Origin of the sequence: uncultured Aliivibrio sp., from assembly GCF_946479765.1 — a bacterium.
Lineage (GTDB): Bacteria > Pseudomonadota > Gammaproteobacteria > Enterobacterales > Vibrionaceae > Aliivibrio.
Genome location: NZ_CAMLHO010000032.1, coordinates 12,915 through 27,064 on the forward strand (window position 1 = coordinate 12,915; position 14,150 = coordinate 27,064).

Genomic DNA, 14,150 nt, shown 5'->3' on the forward strand with positions numbered 1-14,150 from the left:
AACTATGCGTACCAGTGGTTTATTAGAACAATTAATGGAATCGTTACGATGCCTTCCTGGCGTTGGACCAAAATCGGCTCAACGAATGGCGTTTCATCTTTTACAACGAAATCGTCAAGGAGGCATGCAATTAGCTGATTCTTTATCTCGAGCGATGTCTGAGATTGGCCACTGTTCAGAATGTAGAACATTTACAGAAGAAGACACTTGTTCTATTTGTTTGAATCAAAAACGTCAAAGCAATGGTGAGTTGTGTATTGTTGAAAGTCCTGCGGATATTGTAGCAGTAGAGGCTACTGGGCAGTTCTCTGGTCGTTATTTTGTGTTAATGGGGCATTTATCACCACTTGATGGGATTGGTCCAAGTGACATAGGTTTGGATCTACTTGACCATCGTTTAGGTCGTGGAGATATTAAAGAAGTCATTCTTGCCACCAATCCTACCGTTGAAGGTGAAGCTACAGCCCATTACATTGCTGATATATGTCAAGAGCATCAAGTCAGTGCAAGTCGAATTGCACATGGTGTACCTATGGGTGGAGAGCTAGAGCTAGTCGATGGTACAACATTATCCCATTCTATTTTAGGTCGCCAGAAGCTTTATTCAGCGTGATTAATCGCGTAGTTAATTGGAGTATGCCACCACTGAATGCTCCAATAAGATGAGCTTCTGTGGCTACTTTAGCATTGATAAGAGAGACCGTTGAGGCACTTGCACCAAAATATTGCTCCCAACAAATCTTAGCGATAACACCAATTAACAATAACCATCCAGTGTTATGTTTTTGTTTTATGTCTTCAATTGCCGCCCAGATAAATAGGCCATGCAATACACCGGATAAGCCGACATAGGATTGGATAGAGGATAGCAATAAAAGCCCCCCAGTCATTAAGCTAATAGAAAGCAGCAGTCCCCATAGTTTTTTAGGGGTTAATATATCCTTAAAGATAAAGCAAAATACCGTTAAGGCAGCAGCATTCATTACTAGATGAGGAAGATTAGTGTGGGTAAAATTACCTGTGATTAATCGCCAAATTTCGCCGTGTAAAATTAAGCTTCTGTCCCAAACAAAAAAATCTGATACCGGAGTTAGCTGTGCAAGACCAAGCACAACTAAAATGGGAAAGAGTAATTTCAACAAAACAAAGGTTCCTTGTGATTCGATTTTGTCTTCAATGCCTAAAAACAAAAAAAGCCTGCATCTGTGAGTGGATAACCCCGATCTCAACAGAGGTTGAACTCATCATACTACAGCATCCAACAGAAGCTAAGCGACCATTAGGAACGGCTAAAATATTAGCGTTAAGTTTAGTGAATTGCCGTACTTTTATGGGTGAAAACTTTACTGAACATACAGAGTTAAATCAATTATTAGCCGATGATAACTATCAACATCAAGTGCTTTTTTTAGATGGCAGCAGCCAAGCGATTTCATCATCGTTAAATCATGTTGAGAAAAAGCAGCGTGTAATTATATTAGATGGTACCTGGAAGAAAGCCTATAAGATGTGGCAGCTTTCGACGAATTTGCATTCATTACCCAAAGTGCATCTTGATAGTGAATTGTCTGGTAACTATCGTGTGCGAAAAGCGCCAAAAGACAATGCGTTATCAACGGCTGAAGCGGGTTATCATGTATTAAGCCAATTAGATGCAGAAGTAATTAACGCTATTGATACGGATAAGTTTGGTTCGATATTGACGGCCTTTGATAACATGATTGAATTTCATATTAGTCAAATGCCTGAAGGGGTATACCAAAAGAACTACCGTTCAGAGTAGTTCTCTTGTTTTTAATATCAAGGTATTATTTATAGCTATTAAATAGGAACAAATAGTTGATTATATAAGCGCTGAGCATAACCATCGGTCATGCCAGCAATATAGTCAGCAATGACTCGATGAGCATTGCTTCCAGAAGCCATTGCCTCTTGCCATTCTCGTTTATCATTTACAGGTAATAAACGTTCAGGATCTGAATTCAGTGCATCAAATATTTCCATCACAATCTGCTGGCCTTTGTATTCAATGCGCTGCATTTCAGAATGATGGATAACGTATTGACTCACAAACTTTTTAAGAACCTCTAAAGCATAGCTCATTGATGGGCTTAAATAGGCATTCCAGCGAAGCAATTCTGATTCAAATGCAGGCTCTTCAGGGAAAGTACTTTTCTGAATGGTTATAGAGGTCAGTAGTGCATTAACCATGCTACCAATACCATCTTTACGCTTATATTGAAGCCCTGAGAATAATTTATCACTAATGGTTTCAATATGAGCTTCGAACCATTCATCTCCGCATTCTGCTAACTTACTTGCTACTGATTCTTGCCATTGATTTCGAGTCACAATACCCATCACAATCGCATCTTCTAAATCGTGAACACCGTAGGCAATATCGTCAGCCAGTTCCATGATGGAGCAGTCAATAGATTTAAAACGTGTTTTTCGATGTTCGTTATTATCTTCTTTTTGAAAACGGAATGTAGAGAAGAGTGATCTATCATGCTCAGATAATGGCGCTAAGATCCAATTTAGGATCTGTTCATCATCACGATAAATTCCTTTTGGTGGATGCCATTCAATTGATTTTAAGTGACGTAGATTAGTTACATCTTTGGGACGGTGTTTAGAATGCACTTGGTCAAGAAATGCAGGATATTTTAATACGCCTAACAAGGTTCTTCTCGCTAGATTCATCCCAAAATACTCAGTATAGGGTTCTAACTTACTTAATATGCGTAATGTTTGTCCATTGCCTTCAAAACCACCATGATCACGCATCATATAATTAAGTGCAATTTCACCACCATGACCAAAAGGAGGGTGGCCGATATCGTGAGCTAAACAAATGCTTTCCATTAAGCTTGTTGAGGTTAATAGATTACGAAATTCGGGCTGTCTTAATTTAAGTTGGGCAACCACACCAGTACCAATTTGTGAGACTTCTAAAGAGTGTGTTAAACGAGTACGATAAAAATCGTTAGCGCTGCCTGGACCGTGTACTTGGGTCTTAGCTTGAAGGCGACGAAAAGCGGCAGAGTGGAGAATACGAGCACGATCTCGTTGAAAAACACTGCGCTGATCATTACGACGTAACTTTTGTTCGTTACTGATGCGGTCTTCCCAATATGGGGATAGAGTAATATCGATTGTTTTATTCATTATTATTATTCTCGCCGTTATTGCTATCTCTCTATCATTACAGACTTGTCACAAAAAGATCAATGAGTTATTTGAAAAATAGAGCCAGAACACACTGTGAAATTATCATTATTTAGTTCATGAAAGCGGGTTGCTATAATGAGGTTCATTTTATTTGATGGGATCAGATCATGAGTAACGTCGTTAATTTATCGTATGAATTTGAACAACTTCAACAGGCATATCAAGCGTCGCCTTATCTTGCAAAAGAAGATCGACTCTCTTTACTGCATGATCTGAAATCTTCGCTATTATCAGAAAAGACAAACACGATTGACGCGTTAGAAAAAGATTATGGATATCGTAGTCAATTTGATTCAACGATTTGTGATCTTATGCCGTCAATACAGCACATCAACTACACCATTAAGCGCTTATCAAAATGGCTTAAACCTCAAAAACGTCATGCAGGTTTATTACTTTCACCCTCTAAGTTGCACATTAGGTATCAGCCTCTTGGGGTTGTTGGTGTGATTGTACCTTGGAACTTTCCTATTTATTTGAGTGTTGCTCCGATAGTCACTGCGATTGCTGCGGGTAATCGTGTGATGGTAAAACTCAGTGAATACACACCAGAGACCAATCAAGTACTTCGCCGTGTGTTTGCCTCAATTTCTGAATACATTTGTGTTGTTGAAGGTGAAGGAGAGGTGGCGGCGGAATTTTCTCAACTTCCTTTTAATCATCTATTATTTACCGGCTCTACTCAGGTGGGAAAATTAGTCGCCAGTGCAGCAGCAAAAAATCTTACGCCAGTAACTCTTGAATTGGGTGGGAAATCCCCTGTGATAGTTGCAGAAGATGCGGATTTAACGTCGGCGGTTGATGCCATTATGTTAGGCAAATCAATGAATGCAGGGCAAATATGTGTTGCGCCTGATTACGTATTTGTTCCAAAAGAGAAAGTAGATGCATTTATTTCACTGTATACCCGTCGCTTTTTACAAGCCTTTCCCGAGAAAAAGGGACATCGTGAATACAGTCATATAATTAACCAAGCTCAATATGACCGATTGACTCGTTATCTTGAAGATGCTCAAGAGAAGGGAGCAAAAATCACATCAATTGGTGATCCAGAAAAAACTCAAGGACGATCATTCTTACCACATATTGTGACCAATGTGAGTGATGAGATGTTGATTATGCAAGAAGAGATATTCGGTCCTATTTTACCCATTATTGGCTATGAGAATGTTGAAGAGGCAATTCGTTATATCCAAAAACGTCCTCGTCCATTGGCACTTTATATAATGTCATTGGATAAAGAGATGATTAAACATATCAGTCAAAACACGCACAGTGGTGGCATGGCGATTAATGATACGACGATGCATGTTGCCGCAGATGATGCGCCTTTTGGTGGTATTGGTGATTCAGGAATGGGCAGTTATCACGGCATTGAAGGCTTTAAAACCTTTTCTCATGCAAAAACAGTTCTTTCAACACCTATGTGGTTGCCAAGGGCTAGATTGTTATTAAAACATAAGAAATGGATGCTGAAATTGCTAAGTCGACAATTTATGAAGTAATAGTTTTGATTTAGGTGCTATTGATATGGCTTAACAGTTGGCAAATGAGGGGAACAGTCGTATGATCTGTTTCCCTTTTTAATGTGAATGATGACCCTTTTTATGTCTCAGCATCAACCCGCCCAAGGAGCATCTTGGATGTTAACCGCAGGCCTTGCCTTTGCGATAGTTAACAGTATTGCTCAATACGTCAGTATGAATTTTGGTCTTCCATCAACGATGGTTGCTTTAGTTCAATATGGGATAGCGTTGATCGTCATCTTACCTTATCTACGAACACTAGGGCTTCGTAATTCACTTCGAACTCAGCATTTTGGCATGCATGCGCTGCGTGTGTTTTTATCGGTAATAGGTATCCAACTTTGGTTATGGGCTCTCGCCTATCCAGTGCCTATCTGGCAGGGGATAGCATTGCTAATGACGTCTCCTTTATTTGCAACCATAGGTTCAGGCTTATTTTTAAAAGAAAAAGTAGGCGCTGCTCGATGGTGTGCAACCTTAGCGGGTTTTGCCGGTGCAATGATCATTCTTGAGCCATGGGCAGACACTTTTACATGGGCAACATTATTGCCTGTTGGTGCTGCATTTTTCTGGGCTTGTTATTCGCTAATGGTTAAAAAAATGTCAGCAAATGATTCGCCATCAACTATGGTGGTTTATCTTTTGGTTCTTATTACACCCTTTAATATTTTACTCGCCTTACCTGATTGGCATACACCGAGTGGCATAAATGTATGGCTATTGCTTTTTGGTGCAGGGGTTATGACAGCGTTAGCGCAATGGGCGATTGTAAAAGCCTATGCAGTTGCTGATGCGTCATTTGTACAACCGTTTGATCACGCGAAGTTGCCTTTGAATGTATTGGCGGGTTGGGTTGTTTTCGGTTGGGCTCCTCCAGGACGATTATGGCTAGGGGCTGCAATAATTATTGTCTCTATTGCTTTTATTACACAATGGGAACGTAAGAAAAAGAGAGTAATCAAATAATATAAATACGTTTGTTCATGTTAACAACGAGAAAAGCCGATTCAACTAACCGTATCGTTAAGTTGAATCGGCTTTTTCACTTTGATGCTAAGTCAGTTGTAAAAACTACTTAACCGCATCTTCAAGTATTGCACGAGATACATCAAGAGTAATTGCTTGGTTCTCACCTAAAGCAACCATACCATGAGCTTCAAGTTGTTTAATGATGGTATCAATTGCTGATGCTTTATCATCACCGTGCTCTGTTAACTCAGTTGGTGAATTTAGGCTATGGTAGAAGGTTTCAATTGCAATAATTGTACGTTCTGCTAAATCATCAGATGCTTCTAGGCCAAATACATTTTTACCCATTTGCTCTAATTTCGCTCGTTTCGCTTCAATTTGGTTACGAAGTAAAGACGGTTGAATGATAGAAAGAGAACGAGCGTGATCAACGTGATATAACGCTGTCAGTTCATGACCGATCATGTGTGTAGCCCAATCATGAGGAACACCAGAACCAATTAAGCCGTTTAATGCTTGGTTAGCTGTCCACATTAGGTTTGAACGCCATTCATTATTATCACGGTTATCGTATTGAGCGCCAAGAGTCAGTAGGTTACGAAGTAATGTTTCTGCATAACCGTCTTGAACCATTGCACCTGTTGGCATTGTTAGGTATTGCTCACAAGTATGAACCCATGCATCTACTAGTCCATTGATTAATTGACGTTCAGGCAGAGTTTTCATTGAATCAGGATCAAGTATTGCAAACTTAGGCTGTACCGCCGCAGCCATGAAAGGCAGTTTTGTTTGAGTTGATTTTTGTGTGATTACTGAACCAGAGTTAGACTCAGAACCCGTTGCCGGTAGCGTTAAAATAGCACCCAGTGGAATTGCTTCTGTCACGGTATGCTTACCGATCAAAATATCCCAACCATTACCATCGTATTTTGCTGCTGCGGCAACGTATTTAGAACCATCGATAACTGAACCACCACCAACCGCCAGAATGTAATCAATCTTCTCTGCTTTTGCGATAGCAACGGCTTTATCTAATGTCTCAACCGTTGGGTTAGGCTCAACGCCTGAAAACTCAATCCAAGAGTGGTCAGCTAAAGCGGCAACAACTTGGTCGTAAACACCATTGCTCTTGATAGAACCACCACCATAAATCACTAAGACTTTTTGATCTTGTGGGATAGATGTTGCAATAGCGGCGATTTGACCTTGGCCAAAATGGATTTGTGTAGGGTTAACATAAGAAAATTTCATTGTTGTACCTCATTGGTTCCAAAAGGTGACGCTCTATTTTTTAGAGCTTATTATTTCAATAAGTGCATATTAGTATTCAATTGTGGCTTTAGAAAGGCGGATTACTGTATTTTTATTGCCTATTTCTACAATTGTCGGTATTTTTAAAAAAAGAAAATGATAGATGTGATCTTGATGCGATAAAGGAGCAGCGATGAAATCTCTTGGTGAATTAATGCAAAGCTATGCCGATCGATACGGTTTTAATGATCTTGAAGGTATTAGAGAAACAGCGATCCCTGGCGTGTGGTTTTATCGCAGTAGCAAAGGAAATCAGCGTCAGCCATTTGTTTACCAATCAGGTATTATTGTCATGGGTAAAGGGCATAAACACATTCATATTGGTAATCAGCCAGTACATTATGGGCCTGACGATTATCTAGTTGTCGGCGTACCAATGCCACTAGAATGTGAAGCCTTTCCTGAAGATAATAGTCCATTACTCGGTTTAACGATTAATGTTGATTCAACGTTACTTCATCGTTTAGTTAATGAGCTTGAGGCTGCTAATTTTCAAGCGCCCGCAAAATCAAATCAAGATGGCTTTGGTCTCACATCAGTCAAAATGGCTGATGACATGCTTGAGAGCTGTAAGCGTTTGATGTTGGTATTACATAGTGATCTCGATACGAAACTATTAGGTGAGTCTTTATTAAATGAGATTGTCTATCGAGTACTTACTGGAACAGAAGGACACGTGTTATTTAACTTAGCGCATCATGATGGTCAATATGCGAGAGTAGCCAAGGCTATGAATAAAATGCATCAATCTTATGCTGATGGTTTAACGGTGCAGAACTTGGCAGAAGAAGCGAATATGAGTGTCTCAGCATTTCATTCTGCTTTTCGAAAAGTGACTTTAGAATCGCCTTTGCAATATTTAAAGAAAGTACGTTTAAATAAAGCAAAAGAGTTAATTCAGTTAGAGGGACGACGAGTGAATGACGCCGCTCATTCTGTTGGTTACACCAGTACGTCTCAATTTAGCCGAGAATTTAAACGTCACTTTAATATGACGCCAAAGGGCAGTGTGGCATAAGCCTTTTATACAAAAAATAGTAATTTATCTTGGAGTCAACAATGTCAAACAGTGTATTTATAGCAACGAGCTTAGATGGATATATCGCGGATAAAAATGGCGGGATTGATTGGTTACATGCAATCCCTAATCCAGATCAAAATTCGATGGGCTATGTTGAACATTTTGATCGTATTGATGCCATGGTGATGGGGCGTAATACACTGGATATGGTGCTGAGCTTTGGCATTGATTGGCCCTATTCAAAGCCTGTTTTTGTGTTAAGTAACACCATGACTTTAGTACCAGAAGGATACGAAGATAAAGTATTCTTAGTCAAAGGCCGATTAAAAAAGGTGTTAGAACAAATTCATGCGAAAGGGTTTATGAATTTATACATTGATGGTGGAGTAACGATTCAGAATTTCTTAAAAGAAGATTTGATTGATGAGATGATTATTACCACTATTCCTGTACTTTTAGGAGGAGGATCGCCGTTGTTTGGTAATATTGAGTCACCATTAGATTTTAAGTGTGTGAAGACTGAAACCTTCCTAGACGCGATTGTTCAGAATCATTTCGTGCGTCAGCGTTAACGGTATTTACTGTTTTTTGACATAAAAAAGCCTGCAAATTCAGCAGGCTTTGTTATTTATGCGATCTCTATTTTTAGAGGCTATTATTGCTTATACGTATGCAAGAAGCGCTCTAAACGACCGATTGCCGTTTCCAAGTCATCAACACGAGGCAGTGTTACGATACGGAAGTGATCCGGTTTTGGCCAGTTGAAGCCAGTACCTTGAACTAACAATACCTTCTCTTTAATCAAGAAATCTAAGACAAACTTTTGGTCATCTTTAATTTTGTACATCTTAGGATCAAGTTTCGGGAATAAGTACATTGCGCCTTTTGGCTTCACACAACTCACCCCTGGAATTTGAGTGATTAGCTCGTACGCTTTGTCACGTTGCTCTAGTAAACGCCCACCCGGAAGTAGAAGTTCATTGATACTTTGGTAACCACCTAACGCGGTTTGAATGGCATGCTGCATTGGTACGTTGGCACACAAACGCATAGAAGCCAGCATGTCTAAGCCTGCAATGTAACCTTGAGCATGATCTTTAGGACCATTCAAGAACATCCAACCACCACGGAAGCCACATACACGATACGCTTTAGATAACCCATTAAACGTAACGGTTAATAGGTCAGGGGCCAATGTTGCCAAAGTAGTGTGAATCGCACCGTCATAAAGTACTTTATCGTAAATTTCATCAGCAAAGATAATCAGATTATTTTGACGCGCAATCTCAACCACTTGCAATAAAAAGTCACGGCTGTATACCGCACCCGTTGGGTTATTCGGATTAATTAACACGATACCCTTGGTGTTTGGCGTGATTTTCTTTTTAATATCGTCAAGATCAGGATACCAATCAGAGCTTTCATCACACATGTAATGGACAGGCTTACCACCAGAAAGCGCAACAGATGCCGTCCATAGTGGGTAATCCGGTGCGGGAACCAGCATTTCATCGCCATTATTTAATAGCGCTTGCATTGCCATTACGATTAATTCTGATGCACCGTTACCGATATACACATCTTCAACGTCTAAATCCAACAAACCACGACGTTGATAGTGTTGAACTACTGCTTTACGAGCAGAGTAAATACCTTTTGAATCACAGTAACCTTGCGATGTTGGTAGATTTTTAATCACATCAACAAGAATTTCATCAGGGGCATCAAAACCAAACGGGGCGGGGTTGCCAATGTTTAGTTTAAGAATTTTATGTCCTTCTTCTTCCATTCTTTTAGCATGTTTAAGAACTGGACCACGGATGTCGTAGCATACATTGCTAAGTTTTGATGACATTCCAATATTTTGCATGGTGAAACCCTGATAAAATGAAAAACGTTATACCCCAAATTACACTATTTTTAGAAGACTGAGAAATAATTTTTAGAAAATAATCATGTAAAAAACAACCTTATAATATTTCCTACTAAGATAATGACGGGTTTGCCTTTTATTTATGACAAAGTAAGTAATTGTTAGTGATAAAGACACGATAAAGAAAAATTCACTTTGTTTTAGATTTTCACAAAAACGAAAAATTTGATAAGAGTTTTATTTTTTATACATACAATTGATGTGAATTATTTTTTATTCTGTCACCTTTTGTTAGAATCACTAGTTCATACAAGGAAATAGCAAGCAATTCCGCTTGTGCAATACGGTTGCCATGATGGCTGAAAACGATCAAGAGAGGTTAATTTGTCCACTTTTCAAAATGCCATTGAATCGATTCGTCATCAAATAGCGCAGACAACGTCATCTAATTCGATTTGTCTTGAGTTAGATTGGTCTGTTGGTGATCTGCTGATTGATTGGCTTGAAGCTCAACCTGTGTATCCTAAATTCTATTGGCAGTCTCGTGATGGTCAAGAAGAAGTCGCGGTATTAGGTCAAGTAAAAACATTTACTGACCCAAGTGCCGCACAAAAAATATTAGCTCCACAACAGCGCATTTGGGGCGGACGTTCGTTTGATGGACGTACTGAGCGTAATCGTCGTTGTATGTCATCATTCTTCTTTTTACCGCAAGTTGAAATTACTCGTTTAGTGTCATCGTGGCAGATCTTGGTGAATCTTTCAGAAGACAATTCTCGTTTATTATCAACATTGAATAAATTGGTTGAAAATTTTGCTTCATTGCCAGAATTACATTGCCGAGTAACGCAACGCATTAATACGCCAGAAAAAGCGGATTGGACCAATATGGTCAATAAAGCACTGACGGCTATTTCAAATAAACAGTTTGAGAAAGTGGTGTTAGCGCGCAAAACGACATTAACATTGGATCAAAATTTATCTTCTGCACAGTTTCTTAAAGCAAGTCGTAAAGCAAACAGCCATAGTTTCCACTTTATGATGGCATTGGACAATGATCATTGTTTCATTGGCTCGACCCCTGAACGTCTGTACGTACGTAATGGCTATGCATTAAAAACAGAAGCATTAGCTGGAACGATAGGTCGTGGGCATGACGAAGAAGAAGATAATCAATTAGCATCATGGTTAATTTCAGATAAGAAAAATCAATATGAAAACCGCCTCGTGGTGGACGACATTGTTAATCGATTATCTAAGTTCAGCTTGTCTATGAATGTGGCTGAAACGTCGGTGCTAGTGAAGCTGCGTAAAGTACAACATTTAAAACGCCCAATCTCTGCTGAGATCAACCGTGATTGCAGTGATTCGCAATTGCTTGATAATTTGCAACCCACAGCCGCTATCGCAGGATTACCTCGAATGTCAGCCTTGGATTTTATTATTGATAATGAACCCTTTGCCCGCGGTTGGTACAGCGGTGCCATCGGTTTTTTAAGTCAACAACGCAGTGAGTTTTGTGTTGCGATTAGAAGCGCATTAGTGATGGGAAATAAATTACATTTGTTTGCTGGTGCAGGGATTGTTCCCGGATCTGAGCCAAGCTGTGAATGGGAAGAGCTAGACAGAAAAACATCCACGTTATGTACCTTATTAGAATCTGACATTACTGTAAATTCAGATATCACGGAGTCGCAAGTCGCATGATGCAACCAGAGCAGCAAATAATGCTAAACCAAGTTTGGGCTGAGTTGATTATTGAAGAGTTAGTTCGAAATGGAGTGAAGCATATTTGTATCGCTCCGGGATCTCGCTCAACCCCATTAACACTTGCTGCCTCAGAGCACGCTCATTTATCTATTCATACTCATTTTGATGAACGAGGATTGGGTTTCTTAGCATTGGGTATTGCTAAAGCCTCAAATGAAGCGGTGGCTGTGATTGTTACCTCTGGTACGGCTGTCGCGAATTTATTGCCTTCAGTCGCTGAGTCTGGTTTAACGAAAGAAAAATTAGTGCTGCTTACTGCCGATAGACCTGTTGAGTTAATCAATTGTGGTGCGAACCAAGCGATTAATCAGCAAAATATATTTTCCTCTCATGTTTGCCATTCTTTGCAATTACCTTCACCCTGCCTTAATGTTCCTGCGCAATGGCTATTAAGTCGACTTGATCAAGCGTGTTTTACACAGCAGCAACAGGGTGGGGCTATTCATATTAATTGTCCTTTCCCTGAACCGTTTTATGGCAAAAAAGATGAAGCACTTCTGCTCGATTATCTTGCCCCTATTCAAGCTTGGAAAGCGGCATTCTCTTCCTATATTGAACAACCAACCTATTCTTTAACTGTGACCGTATCACCTCAATGGTTGAAAGTGGCACAAAAGAAAGGGGTCGTCATTATTGGTAAAGTGACCTTAGAAGAAGCACAAGCGGCAGCAGCATTAGCCAAAGAGTTAGGATGGCCAGTATTGGCAGATCCGCAATCTGGTTATTACTCACCGTGGGCGCATTACGACTTATGGCTACAAAACTCGGCGTGTGCTGAGATCCTTTCTGATGTTGAGTGTGTCTTACAATTTGGGGCTCGTTTAGTCTCTAAACGTTTGGCTGCATGGCTAGAGAAATACCAACAAGATTATTACTTGGTTGACCCACATGCTGAGTTACTCGATGAAACGTACCATTCTCATGTACGTTATCGTGCAGAGATAGCGACATGGTGCCAGGTACATACTCAAAGTTTAGAGGAACGTGATTGTTTCTTCGATCATACGCCATCATTAGCGTGGAGTGAGTCACTTAAAGTAGCTTCGCAAAATGCATTAACGTTAGCGCGTTCAATGGCTTGTCACAGTGAAACATTATCAGAATTAAGCTTTGCGCTTACCATAGGCCAAAAAACAGGATACTGTGATTGGTTTATTGGCAACAGTTTAATTGTACGACTGCTAGATATGGTTGGAGAGTTAAACCAACAGCACACCTATACTAATCGTGGAGCGTCAGGCATTGATGGACTTGTTGCTACCGCAATGGGCATTCAGTTAGCAAATCAACAGCCTTTGTTAGCATTGGTTGGTGATACCTCGTTGCTTTACGATCTAAATTCATTGGCACTGCTAAAGCAAGCAACCGCACCTGTTGTACTTATTGTTATGAACAATGATGGAGGTGGTATTTTTGATTTATTGCCTGTCGATGAGAAGAAAAAAGATGACTTCTATCGTATGCCGCATCAATTAGAGTTTAGTCATGCCGCAGCGATGTTTGGGTTGAATTACCATAAGCCAGAAACCTTGACTTGCGCGATGTCTATGATAAACGATGGTCTTAAAGAAGGGCTTCATTTAGTTGAAATCAATACCCCATCAGGTCAAGCAGGCGAAGAGCTAACTCGTTTATTTCAAACGATTCAACATGCCACTTTATTCTAAATTAAGTGTACCTAAAGAAAATACGGCGCAACCTTGTGTCGTGTTTTTGCATGGATTACTAGGGTCAACTCAAGACTGGGATCAAATTGTGCCTGTTATTGCGCAATCATACCCTGTGTTATTAATTGATTTACCTGGGCATGGAAGAAGTCAATCGACAGTACTGGATGAATCGTTAGGGTTTGAACAAATGTGTCAACTTATTGTTGAATCATTAAAGAAAACACCCTATCAATCGTTTGTTTTTGTGGGTTACTCTTTAGGTGGGCGAGTGGCAATGTATTTGAGTTCGTATTTTGCATTACCACCATCAATATCTATTTGTGGTTTATGTATTGAAGGTGGTAACTTTGGCTTGCGTTCAGAACAAGATAAGCAAACTCGACTTAACAATGATGTTCAGTGGGCAGAACGATTTGAGCAACAACCCATTGCTGATGTTTTAGACATTTGGTATCAACAAAACGTATTTTCTTCACTAAACCCTGAGCAAAGACAAGTATTAGTGACTAAAAGAAGTGATAATCTTGGTTACTCAATTGGAATGATGTTGAGATCTATGTCACTGGCTAAGCAACCGTATTTGCTTGAAGCTTTACATCGTAGCACCATTCCTATGCTTTATATTTGCGGCGAAGCAGATAACAAATTTCAACACTTGGCTGAGCAAAGTCAATTAACGTATCAAATCATTGCTCAGGCGGGTCATAACGCTCATGTGGAACAGCCCGAACGCTTTACACATGTACTTAATACATTCTTACAACAATGGAAATAAAACC

General features: G+C 39.8%; 13 protein-coding genes. 9 read left to right on the plus strand and 4 right to left on the minus strand.

The window, feature by feature from the left end:
- The first annotated feature begins 4 nt into the window (after positions 1–4).
- Positions 5–613, plus strand: a complete 609-nt coding sequence (gene recR, locus Q1K78_RS12355) for a recombination mediator RecR (protein WP_300179182.1) — start codon at positions 5–7, stop codon at positions 611–613.
- On the opposite strand, the gene rrtA is transcribed toward recR, so the two are convergent.
- The gene (gene rrtA, locus Q1K78_RS12360) at positions 579–1,142 is read right to left on the minus strand and encodes a rhombosortase (RefSeq protein ID WP_300179087.1); all 564 of its coding nucleotides are present in this window, start codon (positions 1,140–1,142) and stop codon (positions 579–581) included. The two genes, recR and rrtA, sit on opposite strands and share 35 nt — an antisense overlap.
- 14 nt (positions 1,143–1,156) lie before the next feature.
- Between rrtA and Q1K78_RS12365 the strand changes: the two genes are divergently transcribed.
- The gene (locus Q1K78_RS12365; protein ID WP_300179090.1) at positions 1,157–1,783 is read left to right on the plus strand and encodes a DTW domain-containing protein; all 627 of its coding nucleotides are present in this window, start codon (positions 1,157–1,159) and stop codon (positions 1,781–1,783) included.
- Positions 1,784–1,821: 38 nt separating this feature from the next.
- Here Q1K78_RS12365 and Q1K78_RS12370 read toward each other — a convergent pair whose 3' ends face one another.
- Positions 1,822–3,168 (minus strand): anti-phage deoxyguanosine triphosphatase, encoded by a 1,347-nt coding sequence (locus Q1K78_RS12370; RefSeq protein WP_300179094.1) that lies wholly within the window; start codon positions 3,166–3,168, stop codon positions 1,822–1,824.
- Between the two features lie 170 nt (positions 3,169–3,338).
- Between Q1K78_RS12370 and Q1K78_RS12375 the strand changes: the two genes are divergently transcribed.
- Positions 3,339–4,736, plus strand: a complete 1,398-nt coding sequence (locus Q1K78_RS12375) for a coniferyl aldehyde dehydrogenase (RefSeq protein ID WP_300179097.1) — start codon at positions 3,339–3,341, stop codon at positions 4,734–4,736.
- A 102-nt stretch (positions 4,737–4,838) separates the two neighbouring features.
- Positions 4,839–5,723, plus strand: a complete 885-nt coding sequence (locus Q1K78_RS12380; protein ID WP_300179100.1) for a DMT family transporter — start codon at positions 4,839–4,841, stop codon at positions 5,721–5,723.
- A 105-nt stretch (positions 5,724–5,828) separates the two neighbouring features.
- Here Q1K78_RS12380 and Q1K78_RS12385 read toward each other — a convergent pair whose 3' ends face one another.
- Entirely contained in the window at positions 5,829–6,977 is a 1,149-nt protein-coding gene (locus tag Q1K78_RS12385; RefSeq protein WP_300179102.1) for an iron-containing alcohol dehydrogenase, read from the minus strand.
- A 193-nt stretch (positions 6,978–7,170) separates the two neighbouring features.
- Here Q1K78_RS12385 and Q1K78_RS12390 point away from each other — a divergent pair, with 193 nt between their 5' ends.
- Together Q1K78_RS12390 and Q1K78_RS12395 are read left to right on the plus strand one after the other, a co-directional pair.
- The gene (locus Q1K78_RS12390) at positions 7,171–8,055 is read left to right on the plus strand and encodes an AraC family transcriptional regulator (protein WP_300179104.1); all 885 of its coding nucleotides are present in this window, start codon (positions 7,171–7,173) and stop codon (positions 8,053–8,055) included.
- 41 nt (positions 8,056–8,096) lie between these two features.
- A complete protein-coding gene (locus tag Q1K78_RS12395) occupies positions 8,097–8,630 on the plus strand; it encodes a dihydrofolate reductase family protein (protein ID WP_300179107.1) in 534 nt (177 codons plus the stop codon).
- Between the two features lie 83 nt (positions 8,631–8,713).
- Here Q1K78_RS12395 and Q1K78_RS12400 read toward each other — a convergent pair whose 3' ends face one another.
- Positions 8,714–9,928: a pyridoxal phosphate-dependent aminotransferase gene (locus tag Q1K78_RS12400; RefSeq protein ID WP_300179110.1), complete on the minus strand. Its 1,215-nt coding sequence runs from the start codon at positions 9,926–9,928 to the stop codon at positions 8,714–8,716.
- A gap of 387 nt (positions 9,929–10,315) precedes the next feature.
- Here Q1K78_RS12400 and Q1K78_RS12405 point away from each other — a divergent pair, with 387 nt between their 5' ends.
- Genes Q1K78_RS12405 through menH form a run of 3 tightly spaced genes read left to right on the plus strand, consistent with a single transcriptional unit; the run spans position 10,316 to position 14,146 of the window.
- Positions 10,316–11,638: an isochorismate synthase gene (locus Q1K78_RS12405; RefSeq protein WP_300179112.1), complete on the plus strand. Its 1,323-nt coding sequence runs from the start codon at positions 10,316–10,318 to the stop codon at positions 11,636–11,638.
- Entirely contained in the window at positions 11,635–13,368 is a 1,734-nt protein-coding gene (gene menD / locus Q1K78_RS12410; RefSeq protein WP_300179115.1) for a 2-succinyl-5-enolpyruvyl-6-hydroxy-3-cyclohexene-1-carboxylic-acid synthase, read from the plus strand. The genes Q1K78_RS12405 and menD overlap by 4 nt, the downstream gene beginning before the upstream one ends.
- Complete coding sequence (gene menH, locus Q1K78_RS12415; RefSeq protein ID WP_300179118.1) at positions 13,352–14,146, plus strand: 2-succinyl-6-hydroxy-2,4-cyclohexadiene-1-carboxylate synthase; 795 nt, start codon at positions 13,352–13,354, stop codon at positions 14,144–14,146. The genes menD and menH overlap by 17 nt, the downstream gene beginning before the upstream one ends.
- Positions 14,147–14,150: the final 4 nt, after the last annotated feature.

Bases quoted from the DNA above. Each gene is read 5' to 3' on its own strand.
- recR (WP_300179182.1), top strand. From the start codon at position 5: ATGCGTACCAGTGGTTTATTAGAACAATTAATGGAATCGTTACGATGC.
- Q1K78_RS12370 (WP_300179094.1), bottom strand. From the start codon at position 3,168: ATGAATAAAACAATCGATATTACTCTATCCCCATATTGGGAAGACCGC.
- Q1K78_RS12375 (WP_300179097.1), top strand. From the start codon at position 3,339: ATGAGTAACGTCGTTAATTTATCGTATGAATTTGAACAACTTCAACAG.
- Q1K78_RS12380 (WP_300179100.1), top strand. From the start codon at position 4,839: ATGTCTCAGCATCAACCCGCCCAAGGAGCATCTTGGATGTTAACCGCA.
- Q1K78_RS12385 (WP_300179102.1), bottom strand. From the start codon at position 6,977: ATGAAATTTTCTTATGTTAACCCTACACAAATCCATTTTGGCCAAGGT.
- Q1K78_RS12390 (WP_300179104.1), top strand. From the start codon at position 7,171: ATGAAATCTCTTGGTGAATTAATGCAAAGCTATGCCGATCGATACGGT.
- Q1K78_RS12395 (WP_300179107.1), top strand. From the start codon at position 8,097: ATGTCAAACAGTGTATTTATAGCAACGAGCTTAGATGGATATATCGCG.
- Q1K78_RS12400 (WP_300179110.1), bottom strand. From the start codon at position 9,928: ATGCAAAATATTGGAATGTCATCAAAACTTAGCAATGTATGCTACGAC.
- menD (WP_300179115.1), top strand. From the start codon at position 11,635: ATGATGCAACCAGAGCAGCAAATAATGCTAAACCAAGTTTGGGCTGAG.
- menH (WP_300179118.1), top strand. From the start codon at position 13,352: ATGCCACTTTATTCTAAATTAAGTGTACCTAAAGAAAATACGGCGCAA.